Annotated in this window: 15 protein-coding genes; 14 read left to right on the top strand and 1 reads right to left on the bottom strand. The window is 42.8% G+C overall.

Annotated elements, in window-relative coordinates:
* Positions 1 to 102 precede the first annotated feature (102 nt).
* From CST_RS12220 to CST_RS12165, 12 genes are all read left to right on the top strand, one after another.
* A complete protein-coding gene (locus CST_RS12220) occupies positions 103 to 1,851 on the top strand; it encodes an energy-coupling factor transporter ATPase (RefSeq protein WP_015360239.1) in 1,749 nt (582 codons plus the stop codon).
* A 60-nt stretch (positions 1,852 to 1,911) separates the two neighbouring features.
* Positions 1,912 to 2,715 (top strand): energy-coupling factor transporter transmembrane component T family protein, encoded by an 804-nt coding sequence (locus tag CST_RS12215; RefSeq protein WP_015360238.1) that lies wholly within the window; start codon positions 1,912 to 1,914, stop codon positions 2,713 to 2,715.
* Between the two features lie 41 nt (positions 2,716 to 2,756).
* Positions 2,757 to 3,695: a tetratricopeptide repeat protein gene (locus CST_RS12210; protein WP_242823561.1), complete on the top strand. Its 939-nt coding sequence runs from the start codon at positions 2,757 to 2,759 to the stop codon at positions 3,693 to 3,695.
* Positions 3,688 to 4,284: a class I SAM-dependent methyltransferase gene (locus CST_RS12205; protein ID WP_015360236.1), complete on the top strand. Its 597-nt coding sequence runs from the start codon at positions 3,688 to 3,690 to the stop codon at positions 4,282 to 4,284. The genes CST_RS12210 and CST_RS12205 overlap by 8 nt, the downstream gene beginning before the upstream one ends.
* A 219-nt stretch (positions 4,285 to 4,503) precedes the next feature.
* Positions 4,504 to 5,040: an RNA polymerase sigma factor gene (locus CST_RS12200; protein ID WP_242823560.1), complete on the top strand. Its 537-nt coding sequence runs from the start codon at positions 4,504 to 4,506 to the stop codon at positions 5,038 to 5,040.
* On the top strand, positions 5,021 to 5,755 hold the full coding sequence (locus CST_RS12195) for a DUF4367 domain-containing protein (RefSeq protein ID WP_015360234.1): 735 nt from the start codon (positions 5,021 to 5,023) through the stop codon (positions 5,753 to 5,755). The genes CST_RS12200 and CST_RS12195 overlap by 20 nt, the downstream gene beginning before the upstream one ends.
* Positions 5,756 to 5,824: 69 nt before the next feature.
* Positions 5,825 to 6,262, top strand: a complete 438-nt coding sequence (locus tag CST_RS12190; RefSeq protein ID WP_015360233.1) for a hypothetical protein — start codon at positions 5,825 to 5,827, stop codon at positions 6,260 to 6,262.
* Positions 6,263 to 6,604: 342 nt separating this feature from the next.
* A complete protein-coding gene (locus CST_RS12185) occupies positions 6,605 to 7,624 on the top strand; it encodes a metal ABC transporter substrate-binding protein (protein WP_015360232.1) in 1,020 nt (339 codons plus the stop codon).
* A gap of 9 nt (positions 7,625 to 7,633) precedes the next feature.
* Positions 7,634 to 8,410 carry a metal ABC transporter ATP-binding protein gene (locus CST_RS12180; protein ID WP_015360231.1) on the top strand — a complete coding sequence of 259 codons (777 nt, stop codon included), beginning with the start codon at positions 7,634 to 7,636 and terminating at the stop codon, positions 8,408 to 8,410.
* On the top strand, positions 8,410 to 9,243 hold the full coding sequence (locus CST_RS12175; RefSeq protein WP_015360230.1) for a metal ABC transporter permease: 834 nt from the start codon (positions 8,410 to 8,412) through the stop codon (positions 9,241 to 9,243). Before CST_RS12180 ends, CST_RS12175 begins: the two co-directional genes overlap by 1 nt.
* Position 9,244: 1 nt before the next feature.
* Entirely contained in the window at positions 9,245 to 9,667 is a 423-nt protein-coding gene (locus CST_RS12170) for a Fur family transcriptional regulator (RefSeq protein WP_015360229.1), read from the top strand.
* Positions 9,668 to 9,757: 90 nt separating this feature from the next.
* Complete coding sequence (locus CST_RS12165; RefSeq protein WP_015360228.1) at positions 9,758 to 10,246, top strand: VanZ family protein; 489 nt, start codon at positions 9,758 to 9,760, stop codon at positions 10,244 to 10,246.
* A gap of 90 nt (positions 10,247 to 10,336) precedes the next feature.
* Here the strand turns inward: CST_RS12165 and CST_RS12160 are convergent, their stop codons facing one another.
* On the bottom strand, positions 10,337 to 12,118 hold the full coding sequence (locus CST_RS12160; RefSeq protein ID WP_015360227.1) for an FAD-dependent oxidoreductase: 1,782 nt from the start codon (positions 12,116 to 12,118) through the stop codon (positions 10,337 to 10,339).
* 285 nt (positions 12,119 to 12,403) lie between these two features.
* Between CST_RS12160 and CST_RS12155 the strand changes: the two genes are divergently transcribed.
* Entirely contained in the window at positions 12,404 to 12,799 is a 396-nt protein-coding gene (locus CST_RS12155; protein ID WP_015360226.1) for an FMN-binding protein, read from the top strand.
* A gap of 170 nt (positions 12,800 to 12,969) precedes the next feature.
* The gene (locus tag CST_RS12150; protein ID WP_015360225.1) at positions 12,970 to 13,863 is read left to right on the top strand and encodes a polyprenyl synthetase family protein; all 894 of its coding nucleotides are present in this window, start codon (positions 12,970 to 12,972) and stop codon (positions 13,861 to 13,863) included.
* Positions 13,864 to 13,896: the final 33 nt, after the last annotated feature.

The following is a 13,896-nucleotide window of genomic DNA, read 5'->3' as shown; positions in this document are numbered from 1 at the left end:
AGCGGAAATTTTCGTTCTCCTTTGTTTTAATAATAAAATTTTGTTCGGATTGGTTGAAATTGCAGTGCAATTTCATCAATTTTTTTATATTGGAGTATCAGCATGGAAGCAATAGTTGCAAAAGATTTGGAACATGTTTATTTAAGCCGTGGAGGAAACGAGCCTGCCAGGGCTTTGAATAATATATCCTTTTCAATAAATGAAGGTGAGTTTGTCGCGATAGTCGGAAGAAACGGTTCGGGCAAATCAACCCTCGCAAAGCACCTGAATGCGCTTTTGCTTCCGACAGGGGGCACTGTATGCGTATTCGGCAAATACACCAATGCCGAAGACCTTATCTGGGAAATAAGAAGTCAGGTGGGAATGGTTTTCCAAAATCCGGACAACCAGATTGTTGCCACGACGGTTGAGGAAGATGTGGCTTTTGGTCCTGAAAATCTCGGCGTTGCCCCTGAAGAGATACGGAAGAGAGTTAATGAATCGCTGGAAAAGGTGAATATGCTTAAATACATACATCATTCACCCCATATGCTTTCAGGAGGTCAGAAGCAAAGAGTCGCGATTGCAGGTGTGCTTGCGATGAATCCGAAGTGCCTTGTGCTGGATGAAGCCACATCAATGCTTGATCCGACAGGCCGCAGGGATGTTATAAGGATACTTCAGAAACTGAACAAGGAGGACGGAATCACCGTCATACTGATAACCCATCATATGGATGAAGCCGCCCATGCCGACAGGGTTATGGTTATAAACAGGGGGAGTCTTGTGCTGGAAGGCACGCCGAGAGAGGTTTTCGCCAATTCTGAAATACTGAAAAAGGCGGGCCTGGACATACCGGAGGTGACTTCACTGTATATCAGGGCGGTTAACGAAGGTATTGTCAAAGGCGGGGAAATACCCGTTTTAATGGATGAGCTGGAGAAAGTGCTGCTGAAACTTGATTTTGTTGACAGCAGGAAGCAGGAAAGGACTCATGAAAGCCCGGACGGGATTACCGAATCCAGGGAAAAGATTATAGAAATAAAAAACCTTTCATATGTCTACATGCCCGGCACGCCATATGAAAGAAAAGCCCTTGACAATGTCTCGCTGGACGTATACAGGGGAGAAATCCTTGGAATAATAGGGCAGACAGGTTCGGGCAAGTCAACCCTCATTCAGCATTTAAACGGCCTTCTTACTCCCACCGAGGGAAGCATAAACGTAGCGGGTATAGTTCCAAAGGGGAAGGCTTTGAAAGAATTGCGCAGGAGAGTGGGGTTGATTTTTCAGAATCCTGAAGATCAGTTGTTTGAGGAAACGGTTGAAAAAGACATAGCATTTGGGCTTAAGAAAATGGGACTGCCCGATGAGGAAATTGAAAAACGGGTTATCGAGGCTGCCGAAATTACCGGTTTGCCAAAAGAGGTTCTGGGCAGATCGCCGTTTGAACTGTCGGGGGGTCAGAAACGAAGGGTTGCCATCGCAGGGGTTATTGCAATGAATCCGGAAATTCTTGTGCTGGATGAACCCACGGCAGGCCTTGATCCGGCCGGCAGTACCGAAATGTATCAATTTCTGCTGAAACTGAGGAAGGAAAAAAATACTACAATTATTGTGGTTTCACATACAATGGAGCATGTTGCGTATTATTGTGACAGAGTGGCGGTTATGAATCACGGAAAACTGGTTTTGGCGGGAAAAACCCGTGAAGTATTCTCAAAACGGGAATTCCTTGCTGAAATGGGGTTGGACGTGCCCCAGATAACCGAGATTTTTTATCGCCTTAATAAAAAATTTCCGTTTGTAAGAAAAGATATATTGACGGTGGAAGAAGGAATTGAGGAACTGAAAAGAGTATTAAAAAAATGAGGTAATGGATTTGGGGAATTGTTAAAGTTATAAAAGGTTATAGTCGTCAGAGGGATCATTATGATAAAAAACATAACGATGGGTCAGTATATTCCGGGAAATTCAATATTGCACAGGGCAGACCCGAGAACCAAAATAATATGGACCTTTCTGCTGCTGATTGCGCTTTTCACCGCGAATAACATATACGGTTATGTTATGATGCTTGCGCTTGTCGGCATAATCCTCGTAGTCAGTGAAATCCCGGTGAAATATACACTGAGGGGTATAAAACCGCTGTTAATAATCCTTATATTGACCGCCGTGATAAACATTTTTGCATACCAGGGAAACACCGTGCTTGTTTCGGTAGGATCGTTTAAAATCACTCTGGAAGGAATTCTTCAGGCAGTCATAGTAGCAGTAAGGCTTTCGTTAATGGTTATCATAGGTTCGATTTTGACGTTTACCACAACTCCGATTCAGCTGACCGACGGGCTGGAAAAACTTATGCGGCCTTTGAAAAAAATAAAGGTCCCGGTGCATGAAATGGCGATGATGATGTCAATTGCGCTGCGTTTTATTCCGACATTATTAGAAGAGACCGACAGAATAATAAAGGCCCAGTCATCGAGAGGCGCAGATTTTGATACCGGGAATTTTATTGAAAGGGCCAAAAGTTTCATACCTGTGCTTATACCGCTTTTCGTAAGTGCATTCAAAAGGGCTGAGGAACTTGCGACCGCGATGGAGGCAAGATGCTACCGGGGCGATATTGGCCGCACACGGATGAAAGAACTTGCCTATACCAGGGTTGACAGAAATATTCATATGTTTTTAATAGCCTTTTCGATTGTTTTTATTATATCCACGTTTGTTATTTAATACATTCGCATAAGGTCGGAGTATTGTATGAGATGAAGACTATGGCGAAACGGGGAGTTAAGAAAAAAACGCGGAAGCTGAAAGCGGCGATGAAAAGGGTCAGATTGTATATTGGACTGTGTATATACGGTCTTGTTAATTATATAACAGGATGGAAATTTCCGTGGATTTCCATAAACCTTGCGCTGGTATATGACCGGATGGGCAGAATCTACCGTGCTGCCAGGATATATCATAAAGTTATTAAACTGCATCCTCAGGATCCAAGAGCTTATTACGGAATTGCAATACTTTACGACAATAAGAAGAGGTACGAGGATGCAATTACCTGGTATAAAAAGTCCATAAATGTTAAAGCTGATTATATACCGGCGTGTTTTTTCATGGCCAATGCCCTGTATGAAAAAGGGGATAAAGCCAATGCCCTGGAGTGCTATAAAAAAGTTATTGCGCTGGATCCGGAAAACTTCTGGGCTCATAACAATGCCGGCTCAATATGCGAAGAACTGAATATGAACGTTGAAGCGCTGAATTATTTCCGTAAAGCCCTTGAAATAATCCCCGAACATCACAGGATATTGTTTAACCTGGGCGTTGTTTATGCCAAAATGGGCTATGACAAAAAAGCCCAGGAATGTTACTTGGAATCCATCAAAAGGTATAAAAAATACCCTTACAGTTTTTTAAACCTGTCCCTTTTGTACAAGGAGGAAAAAAAGCTGGACAGGGCTATTCTGGTAATAAGTGAGGGTATACGCTGCAATCCCGGAGTTCCGTCCCTTTATTATAACCGGGCGTGTTTTCTTGCAATGGCGGGCAATATAGAAGAAGCCTTTCTGGATGTGGTCCGCGCCGCAAGGCTGAATCCCGAGTTCCTGAGCTATGCGGAAAAGGATAAGGACCTGGAAAGTGTAAGAAAACATCCGGGATACCAGGCGTTAAAAAAATATTTACAGGACAGGGAGAAGAGAAATGAATGAGCATTATTACACCGAAAAGCCGACATCGGAAATAAAGGAAAAGGTTTTTACCGAAACTTACAGAAATAAAACGCTGGAATTTGTTTCGGTAAGCGGTGTGTTTGCATTTGACACCCGCATTGACAAGGCTTCCCGCCTTTTGATTGAAACTTTCAGGCCAACGGGCAGGACGGTTCTTGACATGGGCTGCGGTTACGGTGCAATCGGGCTTTTTATAAAAGCTCTTTATCCCCAACTGATTGTTACATTGACCGACATAAACGAACGGGCGGTAGCGTATGCCCAAAAAAACGCCGAGAGGAACAATCTTTGGGTTAAAGTAGTAAGGGGAAATTTGTACGAAAGCGTCGGTGACAGCCGTTTTGACGATATTGTTACGAACCCTCCGATAACCGCGGGGAAAAAGGTGGTTACGCAACTGATACAGGAAGCAGTGGAACATTTGGAGCCTGGCGGCGCGTTATGGCTGGTTGCATATCACAATAAAGGCGGTTCAACTTACAAAAGGATAATGGAAGAAAACTTCGGAAATGTGGAAGACGTGGAAAAACAGGGTGGCATCAGGGTTTACCGTTCATATCTCAAATAATAACCCTGTTTTTTTCTTTTCTCGACAGAATAATCCCCGAAACACGGATAAATATTATAATCATTTCAAATCTTTCATTATTGGTGCAATCCTGTGAGAAACATATCCTGATTGACATATAATGTAGATTAATGTTATTTTATACATGCAAAGGTATTCATACAAAAGTTTTGGCAAATTTTTCAGGAGACGCCGGATATGCTAATCACGGGCATTGTAATGGATAATGAACCGGTTCGTAACAAAATTGAGGAAATATACAGGGAATACAGAAAACTTCTGTTCTATACGGCATACAGCATACTGAAGGACTATCATGAGGCGGAAGACGTAGTTCACATGGCAATAATAAAAGTATGCGAGTATCTGGACAAAATTGATGACATTAAGTGTAACAAAACGAAAGCCTTTCTTGTTATTATAGTAAGAAACATCGCTATAAACGTTTATAATAAAAAAAGGAGACTGTTGGATTTTTCCATGGAGAGGCTTTTTGATTCAAGTGATACCAATATAAATCCTGAAGAGTATATGTTAAAAATTGAAAATGCCGAATGGGTGGCAAGAAAACTGGCATCCATAAATCCCGAATACGCCGATGTTCTGGTATTACGGTATACATACCAGTTTTCGATTGAGGAGATAGCCTATCTGCTGAATACCACGGAAGGCAATGTAAGGGTGAAACTGCACCGTGCCCGGAAGGCTCTGCACGAGATTATGAAAGGTGAATATTATGAAAATACAAAAGAGTAGAAAAGAGGAAAGGCTGAACAAGCTGATGACGGCGTTTTATGATTACATCGGGGAATGCCATATAGACAACATATGCGCGGAAACCGAGAATCTGAAGGAGGAAATAGATAAAATAGAAATTCCTGAAACGCTGGACGAACGGGTCTATCGGTATATTAACAGCGTGAAGGGAAGAAAAAGCCGGCAAAGGTTTATCGCCAAATTCAGAAACACATCGTCGAGAGTGGCGGTTATCCTTCTTGCGTTGCTGTTTTCGCTTATAACCCTCACCCTCAGCGTGGAGGCTTTCAGAGTGCATATATACAACCTGTTTTTCACCGACCATAAGGAGTTTTCAAATGCAAAAACCATGGAAATATCCGATGAAAACAATGCAATCAGCGGATGGAGCGATTACTATTTTCCGGCATATATACCCGAGGGTTTTTACATTAAAAGTGCAAGGGAGATAGAAGGAATCAGAGTAATTAAATTTGTCAATGATGACAATGAATATATTTATTTTATTCAGACTCCAAATGGAACAGAGATGAGTCTGGATACCGAGAGCGGGGAAAAGAGAGAGGTGAAGGTTAACGACAAAAAGGCTCTGCTTACTCAAAAAGGGGATAAAAATATTCTGATTTGGAATAATGAAGAGTTTAGTTTTCATATGACATCTAATTTGGACGAAAAAAAGTTGATATTTATCGCAGAAAGCCTGGAAAAAAAATAAAAAAATTTTATGAAAAAGTGTAACAAAAATTCACCTTCGCTTGTTTTATTAACAGAAGGAGGTGGAAAGATGAAAAAAGCATTAAAGGTTTTATTGATTCTGTGTCTTATCCTGTCAGTGTTCTCAGTTCCCACCTTAGCCGTCAGCAGGGATGTGACAGCCGATGGCACAATCGTAAGGCCGATGTTTAAATATATTAACACAATGACGCACTACTTTGACATTAACAGGTATGGAAAAGCTACATGCAGCGCTCTGTTAAACGCTTTTAACGCCGATGAGTTAAAGGTGGTAGTTGAACTTCAGCAGTATGACATCAAAAATTATGAGTGGAAAACTATAAAAACATGGTCTTCAACTGAAGCCGGAGATCTTTGCGGGGCAGGCGGAACGTGGTATGTAATGAGCGACAACATGTACCGTTCCGTTGCGACGGGATATGTATATGTTAACGGTAAAGTGGTTGAAGAGCACCGGATGGTAAGCTCTGTTAAAGTTTATGAATAATACATAACAGCCTGATCTGTAATTTTATATAGGTCTACCCCCCCCTAACAGTTCAAATATATAAACCCCAAAAGACGCTCACTGGCCAAAAGCCGTATGGTGGGCGTCTCTCTTTTTGCCTTGAAAATCATGACCTCATATCATAATATGCGTATACTCTCAAAATAGCTTCTGAAATTTTTCTCAGGTCCCTCACTTGCAAAGACAAATTAAGTTGTGAAAGGTTTTGTTCCGTTTCCGCAAAATTTTGAATAGGGTATTTATTTTTTGGAAAAAATACAGTATAATATGCAAATGCAAAGCATTTGCATTTATATAAAAAATAATACGGGAGAAAGAAATATGCGGAACAGGAATATCTGTGCGGAAATATTAAAAAACAAACATTCAAAGCAGGCAGATTTGTCCGGAAACCCGCATAAGAAGAAAAAATTTTCAGCGGCATTAATGGCGCTTGTTATTTCTTTGGTACTTTCTTCATGCAGTTCGGGCGGGGTGAAAAACGATGACGGCAAAATAACCGTCTACACAAGCTTTTTTGTAATGTACGATTTTGCGTCCAAAATAGGCGGCGAAAAAGTTAACGTTATAAATATGGTGCCGTCGGGAATGGAACCCCATGACTGGGAGCCGAGCCCGAAGGATATTGCAGGCCTGGCGGAGGCCGATTTGTTCATATACAGCGGTGCGGGAATGGAAGGCTGGGTTGAAAAAGTCCTGGACGCGGTTAGTAACAAAAACCTTATTGCGGTGGAGACGTCGAAAGGCATTGCGCTGCAGGAATCAGCCCATTCCCACGGACATGGTGAAGAGGAAACGGAGGACGGGCATCCGGAAGATGGATATGATCCGCATGTCTGGCTTAACCCAATGAATGCAAAAATTCAGATGAAGGCGATTAAGGACGCGCTGGTACTGGCCGACGCCGAAAACAGCGACTATTATGAAAAAAACTACAATTATTATGCCGAAAAACTGGATGAGCTGGACAGGAAATTCAAGGAAGCGGCTAAAGGCTTTTCGCGTAAGGAAATAGTGGTTTCCCATGCGGCCTATGGCTATTTATGCAATGCGTACGGCCTTGAGCAGTTTGCGCTGGAGAATGTTACGGGGGATTCGGAACCCACAGCGGCGAAAATGAAAGAAATTATTGACTTTATCAGGGCACACAATATAAAGGTTATTTTTTACGACAGCCTTTCCAGTTCCAAGGTTGTTGACGCAGTCGCGCGGGAAACGGGAATTCGCACCGCGGTCCTGAGCGCCATTGAAGGATTAACCGAAGAGGATTTGAAAGCCGGAAAGGACTATTTCTCAATAATGGAAGAAAACCTGAAAGCTTTGTCGGAAGCCTTACGGTAGGGGGAGCATATGCGTATACTGGAAGTTGAAAATTTAACATTTGCGTATCAGAAGAAATATATTTTTAAAAACGTGAGCTTTTCGGTGAACAAAGGCGATTTTGTCGGTATTATCGGCCCTAACGGCTCTGGGAAAAGTACGCTGATTAAGCTTATGCTGGGGATACTTACTCCCGAAGCGGGGCAGATAAGGATTTTTGGCGAGGATATAAGAAAATTCAGCGAATGGCCGAAAATAGGTTATGTTTCCCAGAAAGCCAACAGCTTCAACGGTGATTTTCCCGCAACGGTAAACGAAATTGTGGGCGCAGCCCTGCTTGCAAACAAGGGCCTTTTTCAAAGAAAGCTGCGGGATTATAACCGGAGAATCAACGAAGCGCTGAAAAAAGTGGGAATGCAGGACTATGGCGATAAAATGATCGGAAGGCTTTCGGGAGGACAGCAGCAGAGGGTTTTTATTGCCCGGGTACTTGTAACCGAGCCTGAAATAATGTTTTTGGACGAACCGACGGTGGGAATTGACGCCAAATCCGAGGAAGCGCTGTACTGCCTTCTGGCAAGGCTGAACAGCGAACTGGGGATTACAATAATAATGGTAACCCATGATATAGGGGCGATAACCGCCCACGCGAACAAACTGATAGTCCTTGAAGAAAAAGGGCTTTCGGTGCATGATATGAAGGACCCCGAAGCTGGTGACATTGTTTCGGATGTATATGGTTATCCTGTAAAAATCCAAAGCCGGCTGTGCCGGTTCTGCGGTCACGCAAGGCAGGTGAACAACTGATGCTGGAAATGTTTAAGTATGATTTTATGGTTAATGCCTTTATCGTCGGCATTTTAATCGCGGCTATAATTCCATGCATAGGGACTGTTGTTGTGTTAAGAAGGCTTTCCATAATGGGTGATGCGTTATCCCATATTTCGCTTGCCGGTGTAGCTGCAGGTCTGGTTTTCGGCATAAATCCCATTCTAAGCGCCGTGGTGTTTGCGGTGATTGCCTCACTGTGTATTGAAAAAATACGCAGCGCTATTCCAAAATACGGCGAAATATCAACAGCGGTAATCATGTCTTTCGGTATAGGGCTTGCGGCGATACTTTCGGGATTTGTCACAAGCGGGAATTTCAACAGTTTCCTTTTCGGAAGCCTGATGGCGATAAATCCCTTTGAGAAATACCTGATAATAGGGCTTTCGGTTGTAGTGCTTGCAATGTTCCTTTTGCTTTACAGGGCTTTGTTTTACGTAACTTTTGACGAGGAGTCGGCAAGGCTTGCAGGCATACCTGTGAAACTGGTGACCGTTATTTTTACCGTTCTGACCGCCGTTACAATCTCTATATCCTCGCGGGTAGTGGGAACGCTTGTGGTTTCGTCGATGATGGTGCTTCCCGTAGCAGTGTCGATGCAGATTGCGAAAAGCTATAAAAAAACCGTTGTTTTTTCGGTTCTGTTTTCGGTGTTTTTTGTCGTGACGGGGCTTTTCCTTTCGTACTACCTGGATTTGAAGCCCGGAGGAACCATTGTTATGACGGGGGTTCTGACGCTGGTAGCCACACTTTTGGTCAAAAGCTTTAAAGAAAGGATAAAAAGAGCGGTTAAAATTCGGGGAGAGGATTGAGTTGGCTGAAAATAACGTTTATCGCAAATTGCTTATGCAAAAAGGGCTCAGAATTACAAATGTAAGGGTTAAAGTCCTTGAAATACTGGATGGCGCTGAAACTCCGATGACCGTCGAAGAGGTTTTTAACCTTTTAAGAAACATGATTACGTCTGTTAATCTTTCAACGGTATACAGGACAATGGATGTCCTGCTGAAGAACGGCTTGGTTGAAAAAACCACGTTAATGGATTTCAATAAGTCAATGTACGAATACAAAAGGGTAGAGCACAAGCATCATCTTGTCTGCACCGTGTGCAACCGGATGATATCCATAGAGGATTGTCCGATTGACGAATATGCGCGGGAAATGTGCAATAAACAGGGTTTTGAACTTACGGGTCATAAGCTTGAAATATACGGCATATGTCCCAACTGCAAATAAAAATATATACAAATTGATGTTTGACTGGTATAATTTGCAGTATATATCCGGAAATTTGACTTTAAAGTAAATTAAAAGGATTACGGGCAGATGTATAAAAAAATATCCTGGGCAGCAGTTGTTTTATGGATGGTGGTTATTTTCTGTCTGTCAGCGCAGGTTGCGGAACAGTCCAATCAGCTGAGTGGCGGAGTAACCGATATTGTTGTTAAGACCGTGGAAAAAGTAAAACCTGAAGCCGAGATTAACGCCAAGGTTTTAAACCACATAATCAGGAAAAACGCCCACTTTTTTTGCTATCTGGTATTAGGGCTTCTGGCAATGAACGCGTTCCGGCGAAGCGGATTTCCTATGAATAAAAGCGCGCTTTTGTCGTTCTTTTTATGCGCGCTTTATGCGGTGTCGGATGAAATTCACCAGTTGTACGTTCCCGGGCGGGGAGCGAAGGCGTCCGATGTATTTATTGACTGCGCGGGTGCTGCCGCAGGGCTTGTTATTTACCGGATTCTTGCCTTTGTTTTCGGAAGCATAATAAGCCGGCGTAATGAGCTGCCAGACCATGCGGAAGCCAATGATTGAATAAAAAATAAAATATCAGTGCGGCCTTCTGTATTTATACACAGCGTGACAGCACTGATATTTATGTTTCATTTCGTATATTTCATTGCTTTATTCCCTGAACAGGTTAAGTTTGATTTTCCTGTTCCTTACAAAGTATCTCCACTGCCTTGTGAGATAAGGGATTAAGTAATAGTCCACGCCGAAGGATTTCCCGGCATCCTGGAACATGGCTATCTGCGCGGGTATCAGCCAGTAAGTTTCAGGGTACATTCCGGTGGACAACAGGAAGTTAATATTTAACCCAATGCCGACGATTGCGGCAAGAATGGTAAATGTACCTGTAATAAACGCAAGCCCCAAACCTATTTCGGTCAAAACAATCAGATACTGGAAAAGCATGGGGCGCGGAAGGATAACATGATCGACAATCCATTCGTACCACTGTGGAGTATGCTCGGAAACAATACGGAATACTTTCCGGCCTTCCTCGGTTAACGATGCGGTCGCTTCAGCGTCGGTTGCCCGGCCTGCCAGCATTTCAACCACAAACCATCCGTCCCATGCCTTTTTTAAACCTTCCATCAGCCAGTAATAGCCAATATACAGCCTTAGCGGAACAAGCCATACCAGCATGGTCTTTTTCGTGATAAATGCTTCCAGTGCCGGCTTGTGCTGGCGTTTATACAGGAATTCATGCTTAAGGTAGCGAAAAACAAGTTCAAATCCGCCAATTCCAAAATAATAATGCATGTTTACGAGATGTTTCATAATAACGGCAAAAAGCCTGTTAAGCGAAACACCCATGATTTCGGCAACGGCAAAATAATAACCCACCGAAACCATCATGCCGTGATATTTAGGTTCAAGCTTCTTTTTCTCTTCTCCGCGTATCGAACGCAGAATGTTCATTGCCGCTGCCTTACCGGTCTGGAGGGCTGTTTCAACCATGGCGGGCAATGCTTGGCCTTCGTGGATAAAAAGTGCTATATCACCTACCGCATATACATTATCAAAGCCTTTTACCTGTGTGTATTCGTCCACTTCAATGCGGCAGGCATGTCCTTTTGGGAGATTCATTTTATTGGTCATGTCGCAGGCTTTCACGCCGGCGGTCCAGATAACCGTGGATGTGAGGATACTGCTTCCGTCTCCGAAATACAGTTTGTCGTCCTCCAGCTTTGTAATGGTGGTATTGGTCAAAACCTCAACCTTCAGCCTGTTTTTCAGGTATTTTGTTGCCTTTATCCGGTTCTTTTCCTTCATTGTGCGAAGTATATCAGGCAATGCCTCGACAAGGTACAGCCTTACTTCGGATCTGTTTATGCCGTACTCGCGGCAAAGGGATTTAACCCATATGGCAATTTCTCCTACGGCTTCTACGCCTGTAAAACCGCCGCCACCCACAACAATGGTTAAAAGTTTCCTCCTCAGTTCGGGATCGGTTTCCTGTGATGCCTTTATAAAGCAGTCTTCTATATGCCCGCGGATTCTCAGCGCATCTTCGTAAGACCAGAGGGAGAACGCGTTTTCTTTCATACCGGGTATTCCATAGTAATTCGGATTGCTTCCCGCGGCGATTATAAGATAGTCATAGGGGTATTCACGTTTTTCTGAAAAGATTTTGTTATTTTCAAAGTCATAACTGACAATTTCATCCTGAATTACGCGTACATCGGTATAACGGAAGATTTTATTAAGCGGATAGGTAACGGCTTCGGCGTCCACCCGGTTACCTGCCACTTCGTGAAGCTCGGTCAGAAATGTATGATATGGATTTTTATCGATCAGGATAATTTCGATATTATCGGTTTTTTTCTTTTTCTTGTGCAGGGTCATGGCCGCCTCAATACCTGCATAACCCGCCCCAAGGACAACAACCCTGTATGACATTGGTACACCTCCAGTTTTTTAAAAGCGTTAATATTGTTTATTGTAAATCAATAATATGTTTACCACCTCATTTAAATATATTAAAAAAATTATCCTGATGATTGACTTATTTTCTCATGTAAGTATAATTTTATTATATTTCATAAAATAATATAGAACAATAAGGTTGTTAAATTTTTGTTTTATTACCGCTTTTTCTGGGTAAAGAAAAAGGGTGCATAGCTTTGATTGTTAAAATTAAATCATTACGGGGTGATAACAGTGAGGAAAATAGGAGCATTATTAATGTCAGTGTGTCTGCTTGTTGCACTGACCGCATGTGGAGGAACATCACAGTCAAAATTGCAGGACGGAACATATGAAGGACAGAGCACACCTGACAGCCGCGGCGGCTACGGGATTGTGAAGATTGAGGTCAAGGACGGAAAGATTGAATCGGCAGAATTCTTACAGTATAACGCTGACGGTTCGTTAAAGGATGAATCATACGGAAAAGATTCCGGGGAGGAAAATTACAAGAAGGCGCAGGCCGCTCTTGAGGCATCGAAACAGTATGCCGAGAAACTGGTAGAGACTCAGGATGTGGAAAAGGTTGATTCGATAACCGGTGCAACAAGCTCATGGAAAGCATTCCAGGAAGCAGCTAAGGATGCCCTGGCAAAGGCAAAGGGAGGTAAATAAATATTAGCTCCAAGCCCTTCCGGGGCTTTTCTTTTTAGAATAAAAATTCCTTTTTTGACTGTTTCTTTTAATAATGCTTAAGAATTTTTAACAGCCTGGCTAAAATAATAAATAATAGAATTTTTGCAAATCGGAATAAAAGCGGAATAACGGCAATAAGGAGAAACCCGATGCTGTGGGACAATTACCCGGAGATAAAACAAAAACTGGCAAAGGTTGAGGAAATAATTCAAAAAAGCCTCAGATGCAGAAGCAAACCCTTCGAGGAGTTTCTTCATACGCTTTCTTCAGGCGGGAAAAGGCTCAGACCCGCTTTTACGATACTTGCGGCGGGGTTTGGAAAACAGGAGAATGAAAAAATATACGACGCCGCTGCGGGTATTGAAATTCTCCATATGGCAACCCTTGTGCACGACGATGTCATTGACGACGCCGATACGAGGCGGGGAAAGGCTACTGCCAATAAACTTTACGGTGACAAAATAGCGGTTTACATGGGCGATTTTCTTTTGACCCGGGCTGTGCTTCTGCTTTCAAAAAGTCTGCCCGAAGACAGGCTTGAAAAAATCGCAGGAGGCTTAAAATCCATATGTGAAGCTGAAATTGAACAGTTTTTCAGCAGATTTGATTTGAGCATATCCCTTTTCACGTACCTGAAAAGAATTGCCAGGAAAACTTCGGCGCTGTTTGCTTTTTCCTGCGGCGAAGGTGCCTTTCTTTCGGGATGTGATGAAAAGGTTCAGAAGAATCTTGTGAAATTCGGCTTTTATTTCGGTATGGCATTTCAGATGTACGACGATGTTCTGAATCTTGTGGGGGATGAGGCAAAAACGGGAAAGCCGAGAGGAAATGATATAAAGGAGGGAATAATTACCATTCCCCTGATTATAGCATTAAGAAAAAACCCCGCCTTTGCCGAAACCGTTTCAGGGATAATGGCTGACAAAAAGGTAAGCGACGCGGAGGTTGGGCTTATAATAAATGAAATCCTGAATTCGGGCGGTATTGATGATACCCGTGCCTGGATTGATCGCTATCTTAAAAAAAGCCGATATGATGCTTGAGCCTTTGCCCGATGTACCCGAAAAACAAGTTTT

The organism is Thermoclostridium stercorarium subsp. stercorarium DSM 8532, from assembly GCF_000331995.1.
In the GTDB taxonomy this organism is placed as follows: domain Bacteria; phylum Bacillota; class Clostridia; order DSM-8532; family DSM-8532; genus Thermoclostridium; species Thermoclostridium stercorarium.
Note: the sequence above shows the minus strand (reverse complement) of the source record. Positions and strands in the feature narration are given on the sequence as shown.

What these genes read in the sequence shown, in the direction of transcription:
- CST_RS12220 (WP_015360239.1), top strand. Translation starts at nt 103, where the DNA reads ATGGAAGCAATAGTTGCAAAAGATTTGGAACATGTTTATTTAAGCCGT.
- CST_RS12215 (WP_015360238.1), top strand. Translation starts at nt 1,912, where the DNA reads ATGATAAAAAACATAACGATGGGTCAGTATATTCCGGGAAATTCAATA.
- CST_RS12210 (WP_242823561.1), top strand. Translation starts at nt 2,757, where the DNA reads ATGGCGAAACGGGGAGTTAAGAAAAAAACGCGGAAGCTGAAAGCGGCG.
- CST_RS12205 (WP_015360236.1), top strand. Translation starts at nt 3,688, where the DNA reads ATGAATGAGCATTATTACACCGAAAAGCCGACATCGGAAATAAAGGAA.
- CST_RS12200 (WP_242823560.1), top strand. Translation starts at nt 4,504, where the DNA reads ATGGATAATGAACCGGTTCGTAACAAAATTGAGGAAATATACAGGGAA.
- CST_RS12195 (WP_015360234.1), top strand. Translation starts at nt 5,021, where the DNA reads ATGAAAATACAAAAGAGTAGAAAAGAGGAAAGGCTGAACAAGCTGATG.
- CST_RS12190 (WP_015360233.1), top strand. Translation starts at nt 5,825, where the DNA reads ATGAAAAAAGCATTAAAGGTTTTATTGATTCTGTGTCTTATCCTGTCA.
- CST_RS12185 (WP_015360232.1), top strand. Translation starts at nt 6,605, where the DNA reads ATGCGGAACAGGAATATCTGTGCGGAAATATTAAAAAACAAACATTCA.
- CST_RS12180 (WP_015360231.1), top strand. Translation starts at nt 7,634, where the DNA reads ATGCGTATACTGGAAGTTGAAAATTTAACATTTGCGTATCAGAAGAAA.
- CST_RS12175 (WP_015360230.1), top strand. Translation starts at nt 8,410, where the DNA reads ATGCTGGAAATGTTTAAGTATGATTTTATGGTTAATGCCTTTATCGTC.
- CST_RS12165 (WP_015360228.1), top strand. Translation starts at nt 9,758, where the DNA reads ATGTATAAAAAAATATCCTGGGCAGCAGTTGTTTTATGGATGGTGGTT.
- CST_RS12160 (WP_015360227.1), bottom strand. Translation starts at nt 12,118, where the DNA reads ATGTCATACAGGGTTGTTGTCCTTGGGGCGGGTTATGCAGGTATTGAG.
- CST_RS12155 (WP_015360226.1), top strand. Translation starts at nt 12,404, where the DNA reads ATGTCAGTGTGTCTGCTTGTTGCACTGACCGCATGTGGAGGAACATCA.
- CST_RS12150 (WP_015360225.1), top strand. Translation starts at nt 12,970, where the DNA reads ATGCTGTGGGACAATTACCCGGAGATAAAACAAAAACTGGCAAAGGTT.